A 26,639-nucleotide genomic window follows, 5' to 3' on the forward strand; every position below is an offset into this window, starting at 1 on the left:
TAGTATGTCCGTTCGTCGATTAGCCGAAGATCAGGTCCAGCCTGTCAACTTTGCCTTCAATGAGGCAAATGCTGCATGGGCGGAAAAGACGATCCAGAAATATCCGGAAGGCCGTCAGCAGTCCGCAGTGATTCCTCTTTTGATGAGGGCTCAGGAGCAGGATGGCTGGGTTACCCGTGCCTGCATCGAGCAGATCGCTGACATGCTGGATATGCCCTATATCCGCGTACTGGAAGTTGCGACCTTCTACACCCAGTTCCAGCTGAAGCCGGTTGGTACGCGCGCGCACATTCAGGTGTGCGGTACAACGCCGTGCATGCTGCGTGGTTCCGAAGCGCTGATGGATGTCTGCCGTCACAAGATCCACCATGATCCGCTGACACCAAACGCCGAAGGCACGCTGTCCTGGGAAGAAGTTGAATGTCAGGGCGCCTGCGTTAACGCACCAATGGTTATCATCTTCAAGGATGCCTATGAGGATCTGACGCCTGAGCGTCTGGAAGAGATCATCGACGCGTTTGAAGCAGGCAAGGGTGACACCATCACTCCCGGCCCACAGATCGACCGTCATTTCTCGGTACCTGAAGGTGGCCTGACCTCGCTGACCGAAGAAATCAAGCTGGTTCGTACCAATCTTGAAGCTCCGGCTGCTGCACCTGCTGACGCCAAAGCAGATACTGCACAGGTTCCGCCGTCCAATGCGGCAAAGCCTAAGACGGATGCACCTGAAACAGATCCAAAGCTGAAGACACCTCTTACTGCCCCAAAGGCAGCCGAGGAAAACGTCAAGGCAGCCGAGAAGGAAGCAACTGGCGTAGATACGAAGTCTGAAAAGCCTTCTCTGGACGACAAGAACCGTCCTGCCGCCGTTGCAAAGCCTGAAACTCCGGATGATTTGAAGCTGATTTCGGGTGTAGGTCCGAAAATCGAATCCACTCTGCATGACATCGGCATCTTCACCTTCGCGCAAGTTGCGGGATGGAAAAAGGCCGAACAGGAATGGGTTGATGGCTACCTGAATTTCAAGGGTCGTATTGTGCGGGACGATTGGGTCCGCCAGGCCGAGGCGCTCGCCAAAGGTGGCGAAGCCGAATACATTAAAGTCTTCGGCAAGAAGCCGCGGTAAGAGGTGACGTATGTTAAAAGATCAAGATCGCATCTTTACCAATATCTACGGCCTTAAGGACAAGTCCCTGAAGGGCGCGATGTCGCGTGGCCATTGGGATGGTACAAAGATCCTTATCGAAAAGGGCCGTGACTGGATCATCAATGAGATGAAGGCCTCCGGCCTTCGTGGTCGTGGCGGCGCTGGCTTCCCGACAGGTCTCAAGTGGTCCTTCATGCCGAAGGAAAACGACGGCCGTCCACATTATCTCGTGGTCAACGCCGACGAATCCGAACCAGGCACCTGCAAGGACCGTGAAATCCTGCGCCATGACCCGCATACCCTGATCGAGGGTTGCGTTCTGGCCGGTTTCGCCATGGGTGCCCATACGGCTTACATTTATGTTCGCGGCGAATACATGCGTGAGCGTGAAGCGCTGCAGGCCGCTATCGATGAATGCTACGACGCCGGTTTGTTGGGTAAAAACAACAAGAACGGCTGGGATTTTGATGTTTACGTGCATCATGGTGCCGGTGCCTATATCTGCGGCGAGGAAACAGCACTTCTGGAAAGCCTTGAAGGCAAGAAGGGCCAGCCACGCCTCAAGCCGCCATTCCCGGCCAACATGGGTCTTTATGGCTGCCCGACCACCGTTAACAACGTTGAGTCGATTGCAGTTGCACCAACCATCCTGCGCCGTGGCGCTGCATGGTTTTCGGCCATTGGTCGTCCAAACAATGTCGGCACCAAGCTGTTCATGGTGTCCGGTCACGTCAACCGTCCTTGCACGGTCGAAGAAGCCATGGGCATTCCGTTCCGTGAGCTGATCGAGCGTCACTGTGGCGGTATCCGCGGCGGTTGGGATAACCTGCTGGCCGTTATTCCAGGCGGTTCTTCCTGCCCGGTCGTCAAGGCCGAGGATATCATCGACGCACCGATGGACTTTGACGGCATGCGTGACGTGAAGTCGTCCTTCGGTACGGCTGCTGTGATCGTGATGGACAAGTCTACGGATATTGTTAAAGCCATCTGGCGTCTGGCTGCTTTCTACAAGCATGAAAGCTGCGGCCAGTGCACGCCTTGCCGTGAAGGTACAGGCTGGATGATGCGCGTCATGGAGCGCATGGTGAAGGGCAACGCGCAGAAGCGCGAAATCGATATGCTGCTGGAAGTGACCAAGCAGATCGAAGGCCACACCATCTGCGCGCTGGGCGATGCGGCTGCATGGCCAATCCAGGCTCTGATCCGCAATTTCCGTCCGGAAATCGAACGGCGTATCGATGAATACACCTACAGAGCCATGGATCATGGCGCTGTATTGGAAGCTGCTGAATAATCGGTTTCGATTGTGCAGGGCAGGGTGCCGGTAATGATACCGGTGCCTTTGGCAAATGAAGCATGAAGCGCAGTTCGTTTGCGCTATTGCGATGAGGATTTGTCGCGGAACGCAAAGAGTGCGGGACGGACAGGCAACAGGACGTAAGTAGAACCATGGCAAAGCTCAAGGTTGACGGTAAAGAGATCGAGGTTCCGGATCATTTCACGCTGTTGCAGGCGTGTGAGGAGGCTGGAGCTGAAGTTCCGCGCTTTTGTTTTCACGAGCGTTTGTCGGTCGCGGGTAACTGCCGCATGTGTCTTATCGAGGTAAAGGGCGGACCGCCCAAACCTGCCGCATCCTGCGCCATGGGCGTACGCGATGTGCGTGGCGGCCCGAATGGCGAACTGCCTGAGATTTTCACCAACACACCTATGGTCAAGAAGGCCCGCGAAGGTGTGATGGAATTCCTGCTGATCAATCACCCGCTTGATTGCCCGATCTGTGACCAGGGCGGAGAATGCGACCTTCAGGACCAGGCTATGGCCTTCGGTATCGCTGGTTCGCGTTATGCTGAAAACAAGCGTGCGGTTGAAGACAAGTATATTGGACCGCTCGTCAAGACCGTGATGAACCGCTGCATTCACTGCACGCGTTGCGTTCGCTTCACGACGGAAGTGGCTGGTATCGCTGAACTCGGCCTGATCGGTCGCGGTGAAGACGCTGAAATCACCACCTACCTCGAGCAGGCGATGACATCCGAGCTGCAGGGTAACGTTGTTGACCTGTGCCCGGTTGGCGCGCTGACCTCCAAGCCGTTCGCGTTTACGGCGCGTCCGTGGGAACTGAACAAGACTGAAACCATCGACGTGATGGATGCTCTGGGTTCCGCAATCCGCGTTGACACGCGTGGTCGCGAAGTGATGCGCGTTATGCCACGCGTCAATGAAGCCATCAACGAAGAGTGGATTTCCGACAAGAGCCGTTTCATCTGGGATGGTTTGAAGACCCAGCGTCTCGACCGTCCTTACGTTCGCCAGAATGGCCGTCTCGCACCAGCATCCTGGGGTGAGGCCTTTGCCGCCATCAAGTCCGCAGTGTCCGCCGCAAGCGGCGACAAGATCGGCGCGATCGCTGGCGACCTGGCATCGGTTGAAGAAATGTTCGCGCTCAAGTCGCTGCTGGCGTCGCTTGGTTCAGCCAATGTCGACTGCCGTCAGGACGGCGTTGCTCTTAACCCGGCGCTCGGCCGTTCAAGCTACCTCTTCAATGCCACCATCGAAGGTATTGAACAGGCTGACGCATTGCTGATCGTTGGTGCCAACCCACGTTACGAAGCTGCCGTGCTCAACGCACGCATTCGCAAGCGCTGGCGCCGTGGCGGTTTCCCGATCGGTCTGATCGGCGAAGCTGGTGAACTGCGTTACTCCTATGACTACCTCGGTTCCGGCACGGACACGCTGAAGGAACTGGCAGATGGTTCGCACAGCTTCGTTGAAAAGCTGAAGAACGCCAAGAACCCGCTGATCCTCATCGGCCAGGGCGCATTGTCGCGCGCTGATGGTGCAGACGTTCTGGCAACTGCTGCGAAGCTTGCCGTTGCTGTTGGCGCCGTCTCCGAAGAATGGAATGGCTTCTCGGTTCTGCACACCGCAGCATCACGCGTTGGCGGTCTGGATCTCGGCTTCGTGCCGGGGAAGGGCGGTGTTGCCGCTGCTGAAATGGTATCGTCGATGGACGTTCTGTTCCTGCTCGGCGCAGACGAAATCGACTTGTCGGCCAAGGCTGCAAAGTTCACGGTTTACATCGGTTCGCATGGTGACAACGGCGCAATGAATGCCGACGTGATCCTGCCTGCCGCTGCCTACACCGAAAAGTCCGGCATCTGGGTCAACACCGAAGGCCGCGTTCAGATGGGCAACCGCGCCGGTTTCGCACCGGGCGACGCTCGTGAAGACTGGGCAATCCTGCGTGCGCTTTCCGACGTTCTCGGTCACAAGCTGCCGTTCGATTCGCTGTCTGCCCTGCGCGCACAGCTTTACGCTGCTCACCCGCACTTCGCAGGTCTCGATGAAATTGCAGCTGGCAACGCATCCGATATCGAAGCTCTGGCCAAAAAGGCCGGTAAAATGAACAAGTCCGGGTTTGCTTCACCCGTGAAGGACTTCTATTTGACGAACCCTATTGCGAGAGCGTCCGCCGTGATGGCTGAGTGCTCCGCATTGGCCCGCAACAATTTCAAGGCTGCGGCAGAGTAAGGCAGGAGATTATGGATTCGTTTTTCTGGAGCTATGTCTGGCCCGCGCTGATCATGATCGGCCAGTCCCTGCTGCTTCTCGTTTGCCTCTTGGTTTTCATCGCGTTCATCCTGCTGGCTGACCGTAAGGTTTGGGCTGCTGTTCAGCTGCGCCGTGGTCCAAACGTTGTTGGTCCTTGGGGTCTGTTCCAGTCCTTTGCCGACCTTTTGAAGTTCATTCTCAAGGAGCCGGTCATTCCGGCCGGTGCCAACAAGGCGGTTTTCCTTCTGGCGCCGCTGGTTGCAGTGACGCTGGCTCTGGCGACTTACGCCGTTATCCCCTTTGCGGATGGCTGGGTCATCGCCAACATCAATGTCGGTATTCTCTACATCTTCGCGATTTCGTCGCTCGAAGTTTACGGCATCATCATGGGTGGTTGGGCGTCCAACTCCAAGTACCCGTTCCTTGGTGCACTTCGTTCCGCCGCGCAGATGGTATCTTATGAAGTGTCGATCGGTCTTGTTATCGTGACCGTTCTTCTTTGCGTCGGTTCGTTGAACCTGACGGATATCGTCAATGCACAGCAGACCGGACTTGGAACAATGATCGGCCTTCCGGCTTCGTTCCTCGACTGGCACTGGTTGCCATTGTTCCCGATGTTCATCGTGTTCTTCATTTCGTGCCTTGCAGAAACCAACCGTCCTCCCTTCGATCTTCCGGAAGCGGAATCGGAACTGGTTGCCGGTCACATGGTGGAATATGGCTCGACCCCATACATGATGTTCATGCTCGGCGAATATGCGGCCATCGTTTTGATGTGCTCGCTCACAACCATCCTGTTCTTAGGAGGCTGGTTGCCGATCGTCGACGTTTGGTTCCTGAACTGGGTTCCGGGCATTGTGTGGTTTATCCTCAAGGGCGGCATGGTCTTCTTCATGTTCGCTCTGGTGAAGGCATTCGTTCCGCGCTACCGCTATGACCAACTGATGCGACTCGGCTGGAAGGTCTTCCTTCCTCTGTCGCTCGCCATGGTGGTTATTGTTGCATTCGTACTCAAGCTGACGGGAACGGCATAATGATGTCCGTTCAGTCCGCTTGCAGATTTGGAGGTTGAGATGGCAAGCCTTTCACAAGCCGTCAATTCACTGTTCCTCAAGGAATTCGTCGGAGCTATTTTCCTGACGATGCGCCACTTCTTCAAACAGAAGGCAACGGTGAACTATCCCTTTGAAAAGGGCCCGGTCTCTCCGCGCTTCCGTGGTGAACATGCGCTGCGCCGTTATCCAAACGGCGAAGAGCGTTGCATCGCCTGCAAGCTGTGTGAAGCCATCTGTCCTGCGCAGGCCATTACCATTGAAGCTGGTCCGCGCCGTAATGATGGTACACGTCGTACCGTTCGTTACGACATCGACATGGTGAAGTGCATTTATTGCGGTTTCTGCCAGGAAGCTTGCCCGGTTGATGCGATTGTCGAAGGCCCGAACTTCGAATTCGCCACTGAAACGCGTGAAGAACTTTACTTCGACAAGGCTCGTCTTCTGGAAAATGGCGATCGCTGGGAACGGGAAATCGCGCGCAACCTCGCGCTCGACGCACCGTACCGCTAAGAAAGCATGTTTCCGTCGCTCTGACTGTTACGGAAAACCGCAAATTGTAAGTAGGGCCTGCCGGTTTTACCGCAGGCCTCCAAACGGGCAGGGTGACAGGTTTCGCTCGCCCGATCAGGACAAAAAGGCACCAACATGGGTCTGCAGGCTGTATTCTTTTATATATTCGCCTTCGTCGCGGTCGCGTCGGCATTCATGGTTATCTCGGCAAGGAACCCGGTTCACTCGGTTCTCTTTCTGATTTTGACCTTCTTCAACGCTGCTGCTCTCTTCCTGCTGACGGGCGCTGAATTCCTCGGCATGATCCTGCTGGTCGTTTATGTCGGCGCTGTGGCGGTGCTCTTCCTGTTCGTCGTCATGATGCTGGATGTCGATTTCGCGGAATTCCGCTCTGGCGTTCTGCAATACGCACCAATCGGCGCATTGGTCGGCGTCATTCTTGCCGCCGAACTGATCATCGTGATCGGTGGCAGCATGATTTCGCCTGAGGCAGCAAAGTCGATCAGCATGCCAATACCGCCAATCGCGGAGCGCACCAATACGGCGGCTCTCGGCGATGTGCTCTACACACATTACGTCTATTACTTCCAGCTTGCTGGCCTTGTGCTTCTGGTCGCCATGATTGGTGCGATCGTACTGACCCTGCGTCACCGTACGGACATCAAGCGTCAGGACATTTCCAAGCAGGTTGCCCGTGATCCGAAGACGGCTATCGAAGTCGTCAAGGTGAAGCCGGGGCAGGGTATCTGAGGCGCGGACGGATCAAGGAATAGAAAATATGGAAATCGGACTTTCCCACTACCTGACGCTCAGCGCCATCCTCTTCACGATCGGCGTGTTCGGCATCTTCCTGAACCGCAAGAATGTCATCATTATCCTGATGTCGATCGAACTGATCCTGCTTGCCGTGAACCTGAACATGGTCGCTTTCTCGTCGTTCCTCAACGATATCGTTGGCCAGGTGTTCGCCTTGTTCATTCTTACCGTTGCTGCTGCTGAAGCCGCTATCGGTCTTGCAATACTCGTTGTCTTCTACCGCAACCGCGGCTCGATTGCCGTGGAAGACGTTAATATGATGAAGGGCTGATAAGGCTATGATCTATAAGGCTATCGTCTTTCTGCCGCTTATCGGCTTCCTGATCGCAGGCCTCTTTGGCCGCTCGATCGGCGCGAAGGCTTCGGAATATGTCACCAGCGGTCTGATGATCGTTGTCGCAATCCTGTCGTGGATTGTTTTCTTCAACGTTGCGCTCGGCCATCACGGCGAGGGCGGCGAAGTGATCAAGGTTGAAGTGCTGCGCTGGATCCAGTCCGGCGGCATCGATGTCCAGTGGGCATTCCGTATCGATACGTTGACGGCTGTGATGTTCGTGGTGGTCAACACCGTGTCCACGCTGGTTCACCTGTACTCGATCGGCTACATGCACCATGATCCGCATCGCCCGCGTTTCTTTGCATACCTGTCGCTGTTTACCTTTGCGATGTTGATGCTCATCACCTCCGACAACCTGCTGCAGATGTTCTTCGGCTGGGAAGGCGTGGGTCTGGCTTCATACCTGCTCATCGGTTTCTGGTTCAAGAAACCGTCGGCTTCTGCTGCGGCCATGAAGGCGTTCATCGTCAACCGCGTCGGTGACTTTGGTTTCATTCTCGGTATTTCCGGTGTGTTCGTGCTGTTCGGCTCGATCAACTTTGAAACGATCTTCGCGGCTGCCAGCACCTATCTGCCTGCAGAAGGCGCTGCATCGACCGAAGCTGTCATCAACCTGTTCGGCATGCAGCTCGACAAGGGTCACGCGATTACCGCTGTCTGCCTGCTGCTGTTCATGGGTTCGATGGGTAAGTCGGCGCAGTTCCTGCTGCACACCTGGCTGCCGGACGCGATGGAAGGCCCGACCCCTGTGTCGGCGCTCATTCACGCCGCGACCATGGTGACCGCGGGTGTCTTCCTTGTTGCCCGTATGTCGCCTCTGTTCGAACTGTCGCCAGATGCCCTGACATTCGTGACCCTGATCGGCGCAATCACTGCATTCTTTGCAGCAACGGTCGGTCTGGTTCAGAACGACATCAAGCGCGTTATCGCTTATTCGACCTGTTCGCAGCTCGGTTACATGTTCGTGGCTCTCGGCGTTGGCGCTTACGGCGCGGCCGTATTCCACCTGTTCACGCACGCCTTCTTCAAGGCACTGTTGTTCCTTTGCGCCGGCTCGGTCATTCACGCCGTGGATGGTGAGCAGGACATGCGTTACATGGGTGGTCTGCGCAAGCACATCCCTGTCACCTTCTGGACAATGACAATCGGTACGCTGGCTCTGACGGGCGTTGGTATTCCTGGAACAGTGATCGGCTTTGCCGGCTTCTTCTCCAAGGATGCGATCATCGAATCTGCCTTTGCCTCGCATTCCAGCCTTGGCGGTTTCGCCTTCACGTTGCTGGTTATCGCGGCTCTGTTCACCAGCTTCTATTCATGGCGCCTGGCGTTCATGACCTTCTTCGGCAAGCCACGCGCTTCTGACGATGTCATGCACCACGTCCATGAATCGCCAATGGTCATGCTTATTCCGCTGTTTATCCTGACGGTTGGTGCGCTGTTTGCCGGTGTTGCCTTTGTGGAATACTTCTACGGCCATCACTATGAGGAATTCTGGAAGGGTGCATTGTTCACCGGTCCTGAGAACCACATCGTGCATGAGTTCCACAATGTTCCAACCTGGGTAAAGTGGAGCCCGTTTGTGGCAATGGCTCTTGGTTTCGTGACGGCCTGGTACATGTATATCAAGTCGCCTTCGGTACCGAAGCGTTTGGCCGAAACACACCGTGGCCTCTACCAGTTCCTGCTCAACAAGTGGTATTTCGATGAACTGTACGACTTCCTGTTCGTGCGTTCGGCCAAAGCCCTTGGCAAGTTCCTGTGGAAGAAGGGTGACGTTGCCGTCATCGACACCTACGGACCAAACGGTGTTGCAGCACGCGTGGTTGATGTAACCAACCGCATCGTTCGCCTGCAATCCGGTTACCTCTATCACTATGCGTTTGCGATGCTGATTGGTATCGCGGCCCTTGTTACCTGGATGATGCTCGGGAGTGCCCTGTAATGACCGATTGGCCAATTCTTTCCACGGTCACGTTCCTGCCTCTGGTGGGCGTCGCACTTCTGCTGCTGACGAATGAAAACGGTCCGTATGGTCGCCGTAATATTCTGAACGTCTCCCTGCTGACGACAGTGTTCACATTCATCGTGTCGCTGTTCATCTGGATCGGTTTCGACAATTCGAACCCGGGCTTCCAGATGGTTGAGAAGCATGCATGGTTCGGCGAGATCGCCGCTTACCACCTTGGTGTCGACGGCATTTCCATGCTGTTCGTCATCCTGACAACATTCCTGATGCCGTTCTGTGTTCTGGCCAGCTGGAACTCGGTTGAAAAGCGCATCAAGGAATACATGATCGCCTTCCTTCTTCTAGAAGTGGTCATGATCGGTGTGTTCGTGGCGCTCGACATTGTTCTGTTCTACGTCTTCTTCGAAGCAACACTGATCCCGATGTTCGTTATCATTGGTGTCTGGGGCGGCAAGGATCGCGTCTACGCATCCTACAAGTTCTTCCTCTACACGTTGCTCGGTTCCGTTCTGACCATGCTCGCCATCATGGCGATGTACTGGCAGGCTGGCACGACCGACATCACTGAACTGCTGAAATTCGGCTTCCCTGCAGGTATGCAGACATGGCTGTGGCTGGCATGTTTCGCGGCTTTCGCGGTGAAAATGCCAATGTGGCCGGTTCATACATGGCTTCCAGACGCGCACGTTCAGGCACCGACCGCTGGTTCGGTTATCCTGGCTGGCGTGATGCTGAAGCTTGGCGGTTACGGTTTCATCCGTTTCTCGCTGTCGATGTTCCCGCTGGCATCTGACTATTTCGCGCCGTTCGTCTTCACCCTGTCCGTTCTTGCCATCATCTACACCTCACTGGTCGCGCTGATGCAGGAAGACATCAAGAAGCTGATTGCTTATTCGTCCGTTGCCCACATGGGTTACGTGACAATGGGTATCTTTGCAGCCAACGTGCAGGGCTTGCAGGGCGCTATCTTCCAGATGCTGTCACACGGTATCGTGTCCGGCGCGCTCTTCCTTTGCGTAGGCGTTGTTTATGACCGCCTGCACACCCGTGACATTGCCGCATACGGTGGTCTGGTCAACAACATGCCTAAATATGCTGTTGCCTTCATGATCTTCACCATGGCCAATGTCGGCTTGCCTGGCACCTCCGGCTTCGTCGGCGAATTCCTGACACTGGTCGGCGTTTTCCGTGCCAACACCTGGGTCGCCCTGTTTGCCGCCACTGGTGTTATCCTTTCTGCCGCCTATGCGCTGTGGCTCTACCGCCGCGTCATTTTCGGTGCGCTCGAAAAGGAAAGCCTGAAGGCCATGCTCGATCTGTCTCCACGTGAACAGGTCATCCTTTACCCGCTTGTTGCCCTGACGATCTTCTTCGGTGTCTATCCGGCTCCGGTATTCGATGCGACTGCCGCATCGGTCGATCTGCTGATCAACAACTATACGGCTGCACTGCAGGCGGCGCAAAATGTTGCGCTCACTTTGAATTGACGACAGGACCCGTTGGACATGACCGCTGAACTCCTCTTAGCCAGTCTGCATATCGCGACACCGGAACTGATCCTTGCGGTCGGCGCCCTGGCGTTGCTCATGGTTGGCGTATTCTCGGGCGACAAGTCGACAACGACAGTCACGGGCCTCGCAGTTGCGCTGCTCGTCATTGCGGGTCTCTGGATCGTCTTTAACCCCGCAAGTGGCGTCGCTTTCGGCGGCGCTTTCATCGCCGACGCTTTCGGTAACTTCATGAAGGTGATTGCCCTGATCGGTTCGATCGTGGCGATGATCCTGACCATCGGCCACAACCGCGTTGAGCCGATAGGGCGCTTCGAATATCCGGTGCTGCTGGTGCTTGCCACCCTCGGCATCTTGCTGATGATCTCGGCAAACGACATGATCTCGCTCTACATGGCGTTGGAACTTCAGTCGCTTGCTCTCTACGTCATCTGCGCCATCAACCGTGACAGCCTGCGCTCCACGGAAGCTGGTTTGAAGTACTTCGTGCTCGGCGCGCTGTCCTCCGGCATGCTGCTCTACGGCATGTCGCTGGTCTATGGCTTCACCGGCAACACTGGCTTTGAAGAAATTGCCAAGGTTCTGACCTCTGAAACCCGTTCGCTCGGTCTGGTCTTCGGTCTGGTGTTCGTGCTGGCCGGTCTCGCATTCAAAATCTCTGCCGTTCCGTTCCACATGTGGACGCCAGACGTTTACGAAGGCGCACCAACCCCGGTTACTGCGTTCCTGTCCGCTGCTCCGAAAATCGGCGCGATGGCCATTCTGGTCCGCATCGTGGTTGAAGCCTTCCAGCCGGTATTTGCAGACTGGCAGCAGATCGTCGTGTTCATCTCGATCGCATCCATGTTGCTTGGTTCGTTTGCCGCTATCGGCCAGCGCAACATCAAGCGTCTTATGGCCTATTCCTCCATCGGTCACATGGGTTACGCGCTGGTTGGTCTTGCTGCTGGCACAGAAGCGGGCATCTCTGGTGTTGTCATGTACATGACGGTCTACATGGTCATGACGCTCGGCACCTTCGCTTGCATTCTGTCCATGCGCCGCAAGGAAATCGGCAATGTCGAGAATGTCGACGACCTCGCAGGCCTGTCCTCCACCAACCCGTTCATGGCCGTTGTCCTGACCGCACTGATGTTCTCGCTGGCCGGTATTCCGCCGCTGGCAGGCTTCTTCGGTAAGTACTTCGTGTTCCTGGCAGCCATCGAAGCCAAGCTCTACGCATTGGCTATCATCGGTGTGGTTGGCTCGGTTGTTGGTGCATTCTACTACCTGCGTGTGGTCAAGGTAATGTGGTTTGACGATGCAAAGGGTGAGTTTGAGCGCCCGGCTATCGAACACCGCATTGTGTATGCGCTGTCCGGTCTCTTCGTTCTTGGCTTCATTCTGTTCGGCGGACCTGTCGGTAACGCAGTCAACGCTGCAGCCAAGACATTCTTTTGAGCGGAACCAGCATGAGACCCGGCCGGAATTTCCTTGATGAATTCCGGCACGAGGGTCTGGATGAAACCTCATCTACCAACATTGAATGTTTCGCCCGCGCAAAAGCGGGCGAAACTGGTAATCTCTGGGTTACCGCCGCCCGCCAGACAGGCGGGCGTGGCCGGCGCGGCAGACCCTGGGTCTCAGAGCGCGGCAATCTCTACGCTTCCCTTCTTCTGATCGATCCATCTGCGCCTGAACAAATGGGCTCCTTGCCATTGGCCTTTGCGCTTGGTGTTTATCGTGCGCTGCGCACGGTTTTGCCAACAGGTGGACAGCCACTGGAGATCAAATGGCCGAATGATGTCCTGATTGGTCGCAAGAAGACCTGTGGCATCCTGATGGAAGCGGAATTCTTGAGTGACGGACGCCGCGCCGTTGTCGGCGGTATTGGCATCAATATCGCCCACAAGCCTGATAATCCGGCCTATCCGGTGACGATGTTGTCGGAACATGGTGCGTCCTGTTCACCCGATGAATTGTTTGCCCATCTGTTCCGCGAAACGGCGTCTGTATTGGAAATCTGGAACCGCGGGCAGGGTGTTGCCGAGATCATGAATGCCTGGCGGGCTGCGGCCTGCGGTATTGGTGAGCGGATTACCGTCAATCTGCCGGATCGTTCCATTTCCGGGCGCTTCACCGGAATTGATGATAATGGTTTCCTTCTGCTGGACGAAGACGATGGCCCCTCACGCGCCATTGCCGCCGGCGATGTATTTTTTGGTGGCACCTGACCGGTAACCGCAACTTCGGTATCGCAGGCAACACCTTTGGACTTGGAGCATCCTTGCAGCTCGGTAATCGCAAGGCGTCACAGCGGGTGCGCATCGGCTCCGTGAAACTGGCGGTTTTAAGTAAATGCCGATGTTTGCAAGCGGTGATGAAACAACGACCGGTACCGGTCCCGTTTCGCCGCGATATGGAAAAGAACGATGTCGAAACAGGATGAACTCGTATTCCTGCCACTGGGTGGTGTTGGCGAAATTGGTATGAACCTGGCGCTGTATGGTTACGGCCCGGCTGCCAAACGCCAGTGGATCATGGTGGACTGCGGTGTAACCTTTGCCGGTCTGGATCTGCCGGGTGTTGATTTGGTGCTGCCTGACATCAGCTACATCGAGGCGCAGAAAAACAATCTCAAGGGCATCATCATTACCCATGCCCATGAAGACCATTACGGCGCGCTCAATGATCTGTGGCCGGGCCTCAACGTGCCGGTCTTCGCCTCGGGCTTTACGGCAGGCATGCTGGAAGCCAAGCGCAATTACGAAGGCACCCGTGCTGAAATCCCGATCACGCCGTTCAAGGCTGGCGACCGTATCAATGTCGGGCCATTTGAAATTGAGGCCGTGGGCGTCAACCATTCCATCCCCGAGCCAATGTCGCTTGTTATCCGTACGCCACTGGGTAACGTCATTCACACCGGCGACTGGAAAATCGATGACGCACCGTCACTTGGGCCTTTGACCGATGAGGCCCGTTTCCGTGCGCTGGGTGATGAGGGCGTACTGGCACTGATGTGCGACAGTACCAATGCGCTCCGTGACGGTGTTTCGCCATCCGAACATGAAGTGTCGGAAGGTCTGCGCCAGATCATTGAAAATGCCGAGGGCAGGGTGGCCATTACCACCTTCTCTTCCAATGTTGGCCGTATCCGGTCGATTGCGCAGGCGGCGGAAGCCGCTGGCCGTGAAGTGCTGCTGCTTGGCAGTTCGCTGAAGCGCGTTGTCAACGTTGCCCACGACATCGGTATCATGGAAGGCATCAAGCCATTCCTCGCGGAAGATGAGTATGGTTACATCCCACGTGACAAGGTGGTGCTGATCCTCACCGGTTCGCAGGGCGAGGCGCGCGCCGCACTTGCCAAGCTGTCACGCGATGAGATGCGCAATGTGGCGCTGGCCGCAGGTGATACGGTGGTGTTCTCCTCCCGTGCCATTCCGGGCAATGAAAAGGCCATTATCGATATCAAAAACGGCCTGATCGAGCAGGGCGTGCATATCGTTACCGACAATGAGGCGCTGGTGCATGTCTCCGGTCACCCCCGTCGCAACGAACTGTTGAGAATGTATGAGTGGACCCGTCCCCAGATTCTCGTGCCTGTTCACGGTGAAGCCGCTCATCTGGTGGCCCAGAAGGAGCTGGCAGAGCAGGCCGGTATTGCGACTGTGCCAAAGGTTCGCAACGGCAATATCCTGCGCCTGGCACCCGGCCCGGTAGAGGTCATTGATGATGCGCCGCATGGCCGCGTCTTCAAGGACGGTAAGCTGATGGGTGATTTCGAGGAAATGGGCATCGGCGACCGACGCAAGCTGTCCTTCGCGGGGCATGTCTCTGTCAACGTCGTGCTCGACAGCCGTTTCGACTTTGTTGGCGATCCGGACGTTGTGCCTTTTGGCCTGCCGGAGTTCGATGACGAAGGCGAGGATATGGAAGACACGCTTTATGACGCCGTTCTTGGCGCTGTGGAGAGCATTCCACGCAGCAAGCGCAAGGACCTCGACATGGTACGCGAAGCGGTGCGCCGCGCTGTGCGTTCCACAGCGCACCAGAGCTGGGGCAAAAAGCCTGTTGTGACGGTATTTCTGACCAAAGTCTGACAGACGATGGCCAGACCGTCATTGTAAAATGATATGGGCAGGAAGAACTGCCCATATCCTGTCGGCCCACAGGCTTCGGGGAGGAGGCTATGCTCGGACGTATCAACCATGTGGCACTTGCGGTGCCTGACCTTGGCGCGGCGGAGGCGGCCTACGGCCAGATGCTGGGTGCCAGCCTGTCGGAACGGCAGGCTTTGCCGGAACACGGCGTAACCGTGGTGTTTGTCGAACTTCCCAATTCCAAGGTTGAACTGCTGGAGCCGCTTGGCGACGCGTCGCCGATTGCTGCCTTTCTCGCTAAAAATCCCGCCGGTGGCATGCATCACATCTGTTACGAGGTGGAGGACATCCTTGCTGCACGTGACCAGCTGAAACAGTCCGGCGCGCGTGTTTTGGGCGATGGTGAGCCCAGAATCGGTGCGCATGGCAAACCGGTGCTGTTTCTCCATCCCAAGGATTTTTTCGGCACGCTGATCGAGCTTGAGCAGGTCTGAAACAGATCTGGCAAGCCGCACTTCAAGTGGTTTCTCAATTCTTGGCGTTTGATAAAGCGATTCTAAAACAATGCCTTGCCGCGAAAAAGTGAATCAATTTATGCGCTTGGCCACAAAAGACTGTTGAAAACATTGTTTGTGCGCCAGCCTTGTTTGCCTATAGTTGCCCATAACAGCCTGTCTTCCCGTCGCACTTACCAGTCGGGAAAGATGCGCTCCAAACCGGATAGCAGGTGCCCATGACCGTTCTCTCGTATTTCGCAATCTACTTCGTCATCTGGTGGACCACGCTGTTTATCGTGCTGCCCATTGGTTTGCGGACGCAGGCGGAAGAGGGGGCGGTTGAACCCGGCACAGTGGCGAGTGCACCAGCCCGTTTCCGCGGTTTGAAGGTCATCGCGCTCAACACCGCCGTTTCAGCCGCACTGCTTGCGTCGTGGCTGGTTTTAACGTGGTGGTTCAATTTTGAGTTGGAAGACATCTTCGAACTGTTCCCGATGTTCAATCGGTGATGTTGCACGCTGGATCATCTCCCACACAGACAGCGTTTTCTGGACACTGTGAGAGTGTGCAAAGTGGCGGGTTTCGACGCCGAAATCAGTGCAGGTGGATGCTCGACCCTTATTTGTGAGGGGATGAGTCTTTTTACAACAAATTTGCCGTCACATGCCTGTCATGAACATGCGGCACAGAGTATTTCGAGTGATTTAGTGGACTTGACAGTCGCAATTTGGCCGAAATTTGCGTCGCCCGGTTTAAGGGGTTGCTAAAAGGCAAAAAAAAACAAGGCGTTGAAGCCTTGTTTTCTAATTTTCGCGTGATCTGTAACCGTTGCCGGGGCAGCGACGAAGCGCGCCTAAGATCTGATCCTCCCAAGACTGACCGCGAAATTGGCAGGAATTTGTTCTTCATGCCTGTTTTATGAGCTAAAGCTAGCCCAATCTCCGATGCTTGTCATTAGATTTTTTGCATTTTTGCTACAGTCGGCAAAAAATTCCCTATTGGGCGATATGTCGCAACGCAAGCGACAAAAATATTCTGCGACAATCAGTAATAGTGGATATTGATGTCGCAAAATCGTCATGTGCGTGGTTTCTGGTGTTGTCCAGTGCCGGGTTTCCTTCTGTCTGGGAAACGTTTATGAACGGCGCAAACAGCCCTTTGTTGCGGCGATTCCCGGCAGGAGAGTCCGGATCGCCAAAGTCACGGAATCCGATATGCGTCTCAGCCGTTATTTCATGCCCATCCTCAAGGAAAATCCCAAGGAAGCGGAGATCGTTTCGCATCGCCTTATGTTGCGTGCAGGCATGATCCGCCAGCATTCGCAGGGCATTTATTCCTGGCTGCCACTGGGCAAGCGCGTTCTCGACAAGGTCAACAAGATCGTGCGTGAAGAACAGAACCGTGCTGGCGCCGTCGAACTGCTGATGCCAACACTGCAGTCCGCAGAGCTGTGGCAGGAGAGCGGCCGTTATGAGGATTACGGCAAGGAAATGCTGCGCATCAAGGACCGTCAGGATCGCCAGATGCTGTATGGCCCAACCAACGAGGAAATGATCACCGACATTTTCCGTTCTTACGTCAAATCCTACAAGAACCTGCCGCTGAACCTCTACCACATTCAGCTGAAGTTCCGTGATGAGCTGCGTCCACGGTTCGGCACCATGCGCTCGCGCGAGTTCCTGATGAAGGATGCCTATTCCTTCGACCTGACGAAGGAAGGCGCCATTCATTCCTATAACAAGATGTTCACCGCGTACCTGCGCACCTTCTCGCGTCTTGGTCTGCGCGCCATCCCAATGCGTGCTGATACTGGCCCAATCGGTGGCAACCATAGCCATGAATTCATCATTCTGGCCGACACCGGTGAATCGGAAGTGTTCTGCCACAAGAGCTTCCTCGACCGCGACATTCCTGCTGCCGACACCAATTTCGATGATGTCGCTGGCCTGCAGGCGGTGTTTGACGACTGGACCTCGGATTACGCTGCCACGTCTGAAATGCATGATGAAGCCGCTTACGACGCGATGCCGGAAGACAAGCGCATTTCGGCACGCGGTATCGAAGTTGGCCACATCTTCTATTTCGGCACCAAATATTCCGAGCCGATGGGTGCGAAGGTGCAGGGTCCGGATGGCAAGGAACACCTTGTCCACATGGGTTCCTATGGCATCGGACCAACACGCCTTGTTCCCGCCATCATTGAAGCATCGCATGACGAAAACGGAATCATCTGGCCGGATTCGGTTGCCCCATTTGATGTTGTCATCATCAACATGAAGGCAGGCGATGCATCGACAGACGCCGCATGCGAAAAGCTTTATTATACGCTGACAAATGCCGGCAAGGATGTGCTGTACGACGATACCGACGACCGTGCCGGTCAGAAGTTCGCAACGGCCGATCTGATCGGTGTTCCGTTGCAGATCATCGTTGGACCACGTTCGGTTGCCAATGGTGAAGTTGAAGTGAAAAACCGCAAGACCGGCGAACGTGAAAACGTCACGATCGAAGCAGCATTGAACAGGGTCCTCGGCTGAACGGCTGAGGCGGGGAGACGAGATGGCACAAGCCGGGGCTGACAACGCTGCTGGTCAATCCGTGAAGGATACCGCTGCGCGGCCGTTTTCGGCCTTTGAGCGCATGGTCGCGTGGCGCTACCTGCGCGCCCGCCGCAAGGAGGCGTTCATTTCGGTGATCGCCGGTTTTTCTTTTGTTGGCATTATGCTGGGTGTGGCAACGCTCATCATCGTCATGGCGGTGATGAACGGTTTCCGCACCGAGCTGATTTCCCGCATTCTGGGCATTAACGGCCATATGGTCGTGCAGCCCATTGATAGCCCGTTTAACAATTACGACGAACTGGCCAAGAAATTTGCAGGCATCAAGGGCATCACCATGGCGCTGCCATTGGTGGAAGGTCAGACGCTGGCGCAGGGGCGCGCCGGTGCAGGCAGCGGCGCGCTGGTGCGCGGCGTGCGCGGCGAGGACCTTGAGAAGCTGAAAGAGGTTTCCAGCAACATCAAGGTCGGCGATCTCGTGGGTTACATGTCCGGTGAGGGCGTGCTGGTCGGTTCCCGCTTGGCCTCGTCACTTGGTGTCACAGCCGGTGACCAGATCACCCTGATTGCGCCGGAAGGCGACATCACGCCGATGGGTGTCAATCCGCGCGTCAAATCCTACACGATCTCAGGCGTTTTCGAGATCGGTATGTCGGAATATGACGCCTCGATGGTCTACATGCCGCTTCCCGAAGCGCAGCTTTATTTCAATGCAGATGGTCTGGTGCAATCGATCGAGCTGTTCGTGGAGCATCCAGATCAGGTTGATACACTGCGTCCACTGGTGGAAGAAGCCGCAGGCCGGCAGATTTACATCACCGACTGGCGTCAGCGTAACCAGACCTTCTTCTCGGCCCTTCAGGTGGAACGCAACGTGATGTTCATGATCCTGACGCTGATCGTGCTTGTCGCGGCGCTTAACATCATTTCCGGCCTCATCATGCTGGTGAAGGATAAAGGTAGCGACATTGCCATTCTGCGCACCATGGGTGCAAGTTCCGGTGCGGTCATGCGTATCTTCTTCATGACCGGTGCTGCGATTGGTCTTGTGGGTACCTTTGCCGGTGTTCTGCTCGGCGTTATTGTCTGCCTGAACGTGGAATCGATACGCCAGTTCTTCTCGTGGGTGTCAGGTACGGTGCTGTTTGATCCGCAGCTCTATTTCCTCAGCCAGCTTCCGGCTGAAATGGATATCAGTGAAACCATTTCCGTTGTCATCATGGCGTTGACGCTGTCGTTCATTGCCACGATCTTTCCGGCATGGCGGGCTTCAAAGCTCGATCCTGTGCAGGCTCTGCGATACGAATAAGGAACGCGACATATCATGAGCAGAAACATCGCGTTGCGGCTGACGGGCGTACATAGAAGTTACGGGCAGGGCGACAGTGTCCTCCATATTCTCAACAATGCCGAGTTCGAATTGCGAAGTGGCGAGATTGTTGCGCTGGTCGCCCCGTCGGGCACGGGTAAATCCACGCTACTGCATCTTGCTGGTTTGCTGGAGCACCCGGACGAGGGTGAGGTTTATGTCGATGGTTTGCCTTGTGGCACATTGGCGGATGACAAGCGCACGGCAATCCGCCGCAGCGATATCGGTTTCGTCTACCAGTTCCATCACCTGCTGCCGGAATTCACCGCGCTTGAAAATATAATGATGCCGCAATTGATTGCCGGTCTTTCCGACAAGGAAGCGCGTCAGCGCGCCGCACAGCTTCTTGACTACATGCGGATTGGCCACCGTGCCGATCACCGTCCGGCTGAGCTTTCCGGTGGTGAACAGCAGCGTGTAGCCATTGCCCGTGCCGTTGCGAATGCACCGCTTCTGTTGCTGGCCGATGAGCCGACCGGCAACCTCGATCCCGAGACGGCCCATTATGTGTTTGAAGCACTGGAGGCGCTGGTGCGCCAGTCAGGACTTGCGGCGCTGATTGCGACCCATAATCACGATCTGGCCGCACGCATGGACCGTCGCGTCACTATCTCCGAAGGCAAGATCGTCAGCTTCTGATTTTGCCGCACATCACATGACCTGAGTTTGAGGAGAACCCGGCCACCGCGCCGGGTTTTCTTTTGCGCGCACATCAGGCGGGAACTTTCATGCCGCAACGGAATTTAAAAGAGACTTAGAAAAACGTATTGACTCTGAAACAAAATGAGAACAAACTGGAAACATAACGAGTAAGGAGAGTACAATGACCGACATGATCCGTGACGTTGCCGCCTTCGCTTCCATCGCTGTCTTTGTTGCCAGCTTTTCTATGATCCTCACTGCACTCTGATATTTTTGCCGCACATAACAGCGTGTATGTGCGGTTGTCCTCGTTGTTCTGTGCTATTGGCTGTGGACTTTGCGGGCTGAACATCAGAAAATCCCCGTGATTCAGAACACGGGATATGCGGCGCATGAGTGATACCAATTCCACCAATGGAAATGCAGGGCAGGCCGGTGGAACACCTGGTTTCGTGCATCTTCGGGTTCACTCGGCCTATTCGCTTCTGGAAGGCGCGTTGCCGCTTAAAAAGGTTATGTCCAAGGCGGTGTCCGATGGGCAGCCAGCCATTGCCATAACCGACACCAACAATCTGTTCGTGGCACTGGAATTTTCGGAAAAGGCGCGTGATGAGGGCTTGCAGCCGATTATCGGCTGTCAGGTTTCCGTTGATATGGAAGACGCCATTGAAGAACGGCGTTCGAACAATCTCGCAAAACTTCCCGCCCTTGTGTTCCTCGCAGCCACCGCTGCGGGTTACGAGCGTCTGGTGGATCTCATCAGTCGCGCTTATCTAGATGGTGAAAGTGGCCAGTCGGTACGCGTTAATCGCTCCTGGCTGGAAGAGGGCAATAATGACGGGCTGATCGTGCTGACCGGCGCCTCTGGCGGCCCTGTCGATATGGCCCTGAAAGACGGGCACACCGCCTTGGCTGAGAAGCGCTTACTGGCCCTCAAGGGCCTGTTCGGCAATCGCCTTTATATGGAATTGCAGCGGCAGGGCAATTATGATCGGGCGCATGAGCGCCGTGTCTTGACGCTTGCCTATGTGAACGACGTGCCGCTGGTTGCCACCAACGAAGCCTTTTTTCCGTCACGCGCCGATTACGAGGCCCATGATGCGTTGATGGCCGTGGCCCACAACGCGATCGTCTCCGATGATACCCGCTTTCGCCTGACGCCAGACCATTATCTCAAGAGCCGCGAGGAAATGGTGAAACTGTTTTCCGATTTGCCGGAGGCATTGGAAAACACCGTCGAAGTGGCGCATCGTTGCTCCTACGTGCTGAAAAAGCGCGGCCCCATTCTGCCGCGCTTTACTGGCGCTAGTGACGATACCGATGCCGCCGAAAAGGCGGAGTCGGAAGAACTGCGCCGTCAGGCTGTTGAAGGCCTGGATATGCGCATCGAAAAGCTCGGTATTGCCGCTGGCTATACCGAAGAAGAATACCGCGAACGACTGGACTTCGAACTCGGCATTATCGAGCGTATGAAATTTCCCGGTTACTTCCTGATCGTTGCCGATTTTATCAAATGGGCCAAGAACCACGATATCCCGGTTGGTCCGGGCCGTGGTTCCGGTGCGGGCTCTTTGGTTGCTTACGCGCTGACCATTACTGACGTTGATCCGCTGCGCTTCTCGTTGCTGTTCGAACGCTTCCTCAATCCTGAACGCGTTTCGATGCCCGACTTCGATATCGACTTCTGCCAGGACCGCCGCGAAGAGGTGATCCGCTATGTGCAGCAGAAATACGGCCGCGAACAGGTAGCGCAGATCATTACCTTCGGTTCATTGCAGGCGCGTGCGGCGCTGCGCGACGTTGGTCGTGTGCTGGAAATGCCTTACGGTCAGGTCGACAAGATCTGTAAGCTGGTGCCGAACAATCCGGCCAACCCGACGCCACTATCCAAGGCAATCGAAGAAGAACCGAGACTGCGCGAAGAGGCAGAGGCCGAGCCCGTGGTGGCGCGCCTGCTGGATATTGCCCAGAAGATCGAAGGTCTCTACCGCCACGCCTCGACCCACGCCGCCGGTATCGTGATCGGCGACCGTCCGCTGTCAAAGCTGGTGCCGATGTACCGCGATCCGCGCTCCGACATGCCGGTAACCCAGTTCAACATGAAGTGGGTTGAAAGCGCCGGTCTCGTCAAGTTCGACTTTTTGGGTCTGAAAACCCTGACCGTGTTGAAGGTCGCGGTGGATTTTGTTGCCAAACGCGGCATTCATGTCGATCTGGCCGGCATTCCGCTGGATGACCATAAGACCTATGAAATGCTTTCGCGTGGTGAAACCATCGGCGTGTTCCAGGTGGAAAGCGCGGGCATGCGTAAGGCGCTGATTGGTATGCGCCCCGACTGCATCGAGGACATTATTGCGCTTGTGGCGCTTTATCGTCCGGGCCCGATGGAAAACATTCCGGTCTACAATGCCCGTAAACACGGCGAGGAAGAGCTGGAATCGATCCATCCGATGATCGACCACCTGCTGAAGGAAACGCAGGGCGTTATCATCTACCAGGAACAGGTGATGCAGATCGCCCAGGTTCTCTCCGGTTACTCCCTCGGCGAGGCCGATCTTCTTCGCCGCGCGATGGGTAAGAAGATCAAGGAGGAGATGGACAAGCAGCGCGAACGTTTCGTCGAAGGCGCGATGAAGAACAACGTGTCGAAGGCGCAGTCCGACACGATCTTCGATCTTCTGGCCAAGTTCGCCAACTACGGCTTCAACAAGTCGCACGCAGCTGCCTACGCGATCGTCTCCTACCAGACCGCCTATATGAAGGCGCATTATCCGGTAGAATTCCTTGCCGCCTCGATGACGCTTGATATGGCCAACACCGAAAAGATTAACGACTTCCGCCAGGACGCCTCGCGTATGGGGATCGAAATCGTCGCACCTTCGGTGCAGACGTCGTTCCGCAAGTTCGAGACGGGTGAAAACCGCATCTATTATTCGCTGGCGGCCTTGAAGGGCGTCGGTGAAGGCGCCGTTGACCACATAGTTGAGGTGAGGGGTGACAAACCCTTTGCCAGCCTTGAGGATTTCTGCCAGCGCATCGATCCAAAACAGATCAACCGGCGTGTGTTTGAAAGCCTGATCAATGCCGGTGCCTTCGATTGTTTCGGACGTGACCGTGCCGAACTGATCGGCGGCCTTGATCGCGTTATCGGTTTTGCGCAGCTGGCACAGGAAAACCGCGTCAGCGGCCAGTCGGACATGTTCGGCTCCGGTGGCGCCAATGGTCCGGAACGGCTTGCACTGCCAACCTTCTCGCCATTTCTGGCTTCTGAAAAGCTGCTTCGAGAATATCAGGTTCTTGGCTTTTACCTGACCGCCCATCCGCTCGATACCTATCGTGCGACGCTCGAAAAGTTACGTGTGCAGAACATTGCCGATTTCACCGTCGCGGTAAAACAGGGCGCGACTGCCGGTCGTCTGGCTGGCACGGTAACCGGAAAACAGGAGCGCAAGACCAAGACCGGTAACAAGATGGGCATCGTGACCTTCTCGGATGCGTCCGGTCAGTATGAGGCTGTTCTGTTTTCGGAAGGGCTTGGCCAGTACCGCGATCTGCTGGAAGTTGGCAAATCGCTGGTTATCACCGTTCAGGCGGATGAGCGCCCTGAAGGCATCGGCCTTCGTATCCTGACCGCTCAGTCACTCGAGGAAAAATCCGTCTCGATGCAGAAGGCATTGCGGGTTTTTGTCCGCGATTCCGGTCCGTTGAAGATGATTGCCAAACATCTCAACGCCAAGGGTGATGGGCTGGTATCCTTCATCGTGATCAAGGATGACGGGCAGCGCGAGATCGAGGTGGAGTTGACGGAAAAATTCCGCATCTCGCCGGAAATTGCCGCCGCCTTGCGGGCAGCGCCCGGCATTGTCGATGTTGAATTGATGTAAGGCCTTAAAACAGTTATCGCCCCGTTTTGTCTGCGGGGCGATAAGGCAAGAACCGAAACCTGGCGGTTACGACGGGCGTCGTATCGTCTTGGTGATGGTAATGAAATCGGTGCCCTGTCCGGTCTCGGGGAAGTGACTGAGGTCGGTAATGGTAATCGATGTGCCAGCGACCAGCAGGTCTTCGATGCGCTTGCGCGCTTCCTTGGGAATGTCGATCCGGTCGAGAACTTCGCTGGCGCTTTCCTGCAATTCAAATTTGTCCGCATCGATGCCGAGCCTGCGCATTGTGGCGGCAGGCAGGTGGTTTTCGAGCGTGATCGAATACCAGTCGGCCCGCCCATTGGCGTGGTCAACGGCCGTCGCTTCCATAAAATGTGTGCCAAGCGGCAGGTTGGGGTCCTTGATGCCAACAGGCACTTCAAACAGTGGCTTGAAGTCCTGGCGTACCTGAAGCTGCCCGGCAGGTTGGGCGTCGTAACCGCTCGCCGCATAAAGCGCTGTCACGAATGCATCGGTAACAGCGGTTCCTTTTTCGCTCAGGCCCTTCCAGCGTTTGAAGCCATTGATGGCGCTGATGGTCATCTGTCCCATTTGGCCATCGGTCTTACCGGCGTCAAAACCAAGCGTGTTGAGCATGGTCTGGATGTCGACCATCTTTTCCCGATCACCGCGTCGTGTAATCAGGATACGCATCGGTTTGGTGTTCGGTTTAACGACCGTTTCCGGCGTCACCGAATTGGTCTGTTCATTCATCGCCACTTCCACCTTCAATGAAGGATCGAAGGAGGCGGGACGCAACTCGACATCGGACAGCAGCAGATTGCCATCTGGCTGTTCAACGGACGGTTGGAACAATGTGCTGTGCCAGATGCGCTGCGGCTCAACCGGTTTTTCTGACACGATCACATGCACGCCGCGCTCTGTCTTGCCATAAAGCGATTGGGCAAACCCGACCGGCAGACGAATACAGCCATGCGAGGCAGGGTAGTTCGGCACCTTGCCTTCGTGAAGCGCAATACCGGACCATGTCAACCGCTGCATGAAGGGCATCGGCGCATTCGAATAGATATTCGATTCGTGGTATTTGCGTTTCTCAAGAATTGAGAAAATGCCGGTTGGCGTGTCATGACCGGGTTTGCCGGTCGAAACTTTTGAGGTTTTTATCAGTTCGCCATTGTCATAAACAGCAAGAGACTGGGTGCTTTTTGAGACGATAATTTGCAGTCCTGCGGAATCATACGCAAAGGCACTTTGTGCCAGTACGGAAGTCGACAAAAGACAAGCACCCAGAAAAAGACGCAATACCATGGGGCTACTTACTCCAACGCAATACAGAGGCCTGGAGTCTATCAATTAGCATTTAATGAAGTTTTTAAGCGCCTTCACGACTTCGTGTAATTGCGCCGTTTTACAGCCTACTTTTTCACTTCGAACGTATAGCCGGTCTCAACGCTGGCCTTGCCAAACTTGTCGCGCAGCTTGTCCATGGCAGCTTCCGCCGCCGCACGCCGTGTCGCCTGCTGGTCGATGAGATCGGGCGGATCGGCAATGTGGCCATCGCTGAGATCAGACACCCCAATGCCGATCAGGCGGAACTTCGTACCATCCGTTTCCTTTTGCAGCAGGCTGAGACCGGTGCGGAAAATACGATCTGCAAGCTGCGTTGGGTCATCCAGTCGTTTGTTACGGGTGCGGCTTTTGAAATCGGAAGTTTTCATTTTTAAAACAACGGTATGCCCGGCTATGCCGCTCTTTTTCAACCGCCAGGCAACTTTCTCCGATAGCGATCGCAGAATGGACACAAGGTCCTCATGCCGCGAAATATCGTTGAAAAAAGTCGTTTCGGACGACACGCTTTTGATCGGGTCGTTGTTATGCACCGTGCGGTCGTCAATGCCCCGCGACAGGCGGTAAAGCCGCTGTCCCATCGTGCCATAGCGGCGCATGAGCGTGTCTTCTTCCATCACCTGCAACTGGCTTATCAAACGAATGCCATCGGCCTCCAGCGTCGCGGCAAAGGCCTTGCCGACACCCCAGATGGTGGTGACGGGGCGGGTGGCCAGAAAGCTGACAGCTTCCTCTTGCCCGATCACCGAAAAGCCGCGTGGCTTTTGCAGGTCTGACGCCACCTTCGCCAGAAACTTGCAGTAGGACAGGCCGACGGAAATCGAAATACCGACTTCCTTTTCCACGCGCTTGGCAAATTTGGCCAGCACGCGGGCAGGCGGATCATGATGCAGAAGTTCGGTGCCGGACAGATCGAGAAATGCCTCGTCTATGGACAGTGGCTGCACCAGCGGCGTCAGTTCCTGCATCATGCTGCGGATCTGACGGCCAACCGTGCTGTATTTTTCCATGTTGGGTTTGACGACAACCGCCTCGGGACAGGCCTCCAACGCCTTGAACATCGGCATGGCCGAGCGAACGCCATGAATGCGGGCAATGTAACAGGCGGTCGAAACGACACCGCGTTTGCCACCGCCGATGATCACGGGCTTGTCCATCAGATCAGGATTGTCGCGCTTTTCGATCGAAGCGTAAAACGCATCGCAGTCTATATGCGCCAGACTGAGATCATAAAGTTCGCCGTGATAGACAAGGCGAGGGCTGCCGCATTTCTGGCAACGGCGAATACCATCGGGCTGACCGGCCAGACAATCGCGGCAAAAACCGGGGGCGTGTTTTGTCATGGTCAACTCAGGAACAAAGAATGAACGTT

General features: G+C 55.7%; 20 protein-coding genes. 18 read left to right on the top strand and 2 right to left on the bottom strand.

Going from position 1 to position 26,639, the window contains the following annotated elements; all coding sequences use genetic code 11:
- Positions 1 to 4: 4 nt before the first annotated feature.
- The 18 genes from PYL13_RS07560 to dnaE all read left to right on the top strand — a co-directional run bounded on the left by PYL13_RS07560 (position 5) and on the right by dnaE (position 23,920).
- Positions 5 to 1,126 (top strand): NADH-quinone oxidoreductase subunit E, encoded by a 1,122-nt coding sequence (locus tag PYL13_RS07560; protein WP_275640911.1) that lies wholly within the window; start codon positions 5 to 7, stop codon positions 1,124 to 1,126.
- Between the two features lie 10 nt (positions 1,127 to 1,136).
- Complete coding sequence (gene nuoF, locus PYL13_RS07565; protein ID WP_250982798.1) at positions 1,137 to 2,441, top strand: NADH-quinone oxidoreductase subunit NuoF; 1,305 nt, start codon at positions 1,137 to 1,139, stop codon at positions 2,439 to 2,441.
- 155 nt (positions 2,442 to 2,596) lie between these two features.
- The gene (nuoG, locus tag PYL13_RS07570) at positions 2,597 to 4,678 is read left to right on the top strand and encodes an NADH-quinone oxidoreductase subunit NuoG (protein ID WP_275640912.1); all 2,082 of its coding nucleotides are present in this window, start codon (positions 2,597 to 2,599) and stop codon (positions 4,676 to 4,678) included.
- Between the two features lie 11 nt (positions 4,679 to 4,689).
- A complete protein-coding gene (gene nuoH / locus PYL13_RS07575) occupies positions 4,690 to 5,733 on the top strand; it encodes an NADH-quinone oxidoreductase subunit NuoH (RefSeq protein WP_192487563.1) in 1,044 nt (347 codons plus the stop codon).
- Positions 5,734 to 5,772: 39 nt separating this feature from the next.
- Positions 5,773 to 6,264, top strand: coding sequence for an NADH-quinone oxidoreductase subunit NuoI (nuoI, locus tag PYL13_RS07580; protein WP_192487564.1), 492 nt, complete (start codon positions 5,773 to 5,775; stop codon positions 6,262 to 6,264).
- Between the two features lie 135 nt (positions 6,265 to 6,399).
- Positions 6,400 to 7,014, top strand: a complete 615-nt coding sequence (locus PYL13_RS07585) for an NADH-quinone oxidoreductase subunit J (protein WP_192487565.1) — start codon at positions 6,400 to 6,402, stop codon at positions 7,012 to 7,014.
- A gap of 28 nt (positions 7,015 to 7,042) precedes the next feature.
- Positions 7,043 to 7,351 (top strand): NADH-quinone oxidoreductase subunit NuoK, encoded by a 309-nt coding sequence (gene nuoK / locus PYL13_RS07590; protein WP_192487566.1) that lies wholly within the window; start codon positions 7,043 to 7,045, stop codon positions 7,349 to 7,351.
- 7 nt (positions 7,352 to 7,358) lie between these two features.
- Complete coding sequence (gene nuoL / locus PYL13_RS07595) at positions 7,359 to 9,359, top strand: NADH-quinone oxidoreductase subunit L (protein WP_250982796.1); 2,001 nt, start codon at positions 7,359 to 7,361, stop codon at positions 9,357 to 9,359.
- Positions 9,359 to 10,870, top strand: a complete 1,512-nt coding sequence (locus PYL13_RS07600; protein WP_250982795.1) for an NADH-quinone oxidoreductase subunit M — start codon at positions 9,359 to 9,361, stop codon at positions 10,868 to 10,870. The genes nuoL and PYL13_RS07600 overlap by 1 nt, the downstream gene beginning before the upstream one ends.
- Positions 10,871 to 10,888: 18 nt before the next feature.
- Positions 10,889 to 12,331: an NADH-quinone oxidoreductase subunit NuoN gene (gene nuoN, locus PYL13_RS07605; RefSeq protein WP_259145215.1), complete on the top strand. Its 1,443-nt coding sequence runs from the start codon at positions 10,889 to 10,891 to the stop codon at positions 12,329 to 12,331.
- Positions 12,332 to 12,342: 11 nt separating this feature from the next.
- Positions 12,343 to 13,104, top strand: coding sequence for a biotin--[acetyl-CoA-carboxylase] ligase (locus PYL13_RS07610; RefSeq protein WP_275640913.1), 762 nt, complete (start codon positions 12,343 to 12,345; stop codon positions 13,102 to 13,104).
- Positions 13,105 to 13,302: 198 nt separating this feature from the next.
- Positions 13,303 to 14,970, top strand: a complete 1,668-nt coding sequence (locus PYL13_RS07615; protein ID WP_192487571.1) for a ribonuclease J — start codon at positions 13,303 to 13,305, stop codon at positions 14,968 to 14,970.
- An 89-nt stretch (positions 14,971 to 15,059) separates the two neighbouring features.
- On the top strand, positions 15,060 to 15,464 hold the full coding sequence (gene mce / locus PYL13_RS07620; RefSeq protein ID WP_259145207.1) for a methylmalonyl-CoA epimerase: 405 nt from the start codon (positions 15,060 to 15,062) through the stop codon (positions 15,462 to 15,464).
- 239 nt (positions 15,465 to 15,703) lie between these two features.
- The gene (locus tag PYL13_RS07625; RefSeq protein ID WP_192487573.1) at positions 15,704 to 15,976 is read left to right on the top strand and encodes a DUF1467 family protein; all 273 of its coding nucleotides are present in this window, start codon (positions 15,704 to 15,706) and stop codon (positions 15,974 to 15,976) included.
- A 705-nt stretch (positions 15,977 to 16,681) separates the two neighbouring features.
- Positions 16,682 to 18,004 (top strand): proline--tRNA ligase, encoded by a 1,323-nt coding sequence (gene proS / locus PYL13_RS07630; protein WP_250982789.1) that lies wholly within the window; start codon positions 16,682 to 16,684, stop codon positions 18,002 to 18,004.
- 22 nt (positions 18,005 to 18,026) lie between these two features.
- The gene (locus tag PYL13_RS07635) at positions 18,027 to 19,334 is read left to right on the top strand and encodes a lipoprotein-releasing ABC transporter permease subunit (RefSeq protein ID WP_192487575.1); all 1,308 of its coding nucleotides are present in this window, start codon (positions 18,027 to 18,029) and stop codon (positions 19,332 to 19,334) included.
- Between the two features lie 15 nt (positions 19,335 to 19,349).
- Positions 19,350 to 20,033 carry an ABC transporter ATP-binding protein gene (locus PYL13_RS07640; protein ID WP_192487576.1) on the top strand — a complete coding sequence of 228 codons (684 nt, stop codon included), beginning with the start codon at positions 19,350 to 19,352 and terminating at the stop codon, positions 20,031 to 20,033.
- A 395-nt stretch (positions 20,034 to 20,428) separates the two neighbouring features.
- Positions 20,429 to 23,920: a DNA polymerase III subunit alpha gene (gene dnaE / locus PYL13_RS07645; RefSeq protein WP_275640914.1), complete on the top strand. Its 3,492-nt coding sequence runs from the start codon at positions 20,429 to 20,431 to the stop codon at positions 23,918 to 23,920.
- Positions 23,921 to 23,986: 66 nt separating this feature from the next.
- On the opposite strand, the gene PYL13_RS07650 is transcribed toward dnaE, so the two are convergent.
- On the bottom strand, positions 23,987 to 25,228 hold the full coding sequence (locus PYL13_RS07650) for a L,D-transpeptidase family protein (protein ID WP_275640915.1): 1,242 nt from the start codon (positions 25,226 to 25,228) through the stop codon (positions 23,987 to 23,989).
- Positions 25,229 to 25,335: 107 nt separating this feature from the next.
- Positions 25,336 to 26,610 carry a DNA polymerase IV gene (locus PYL13_RS07655; RefSeq protein WP_275640916.1) on the bottom strand — a complete coding sequence of 425 codons (1,275 nt, stop codon included), beginning with the start codon at positions 26,608 to 26,610 and terminating at the stop codon, positions 25,336 to 25,338.
- Positions 26,611 to 26,639 lie beyond the last annotated feature (29 nt).

Source organism: Agrobacterium sp. Azo12, from assembly GCF_029193765.2.
Taxonomy (GTDB): Bacteria; Pseudomonadota; Alphaproteobacteria; order Rhizobiales; family Rhizobiaceae; genus Agrobacterium.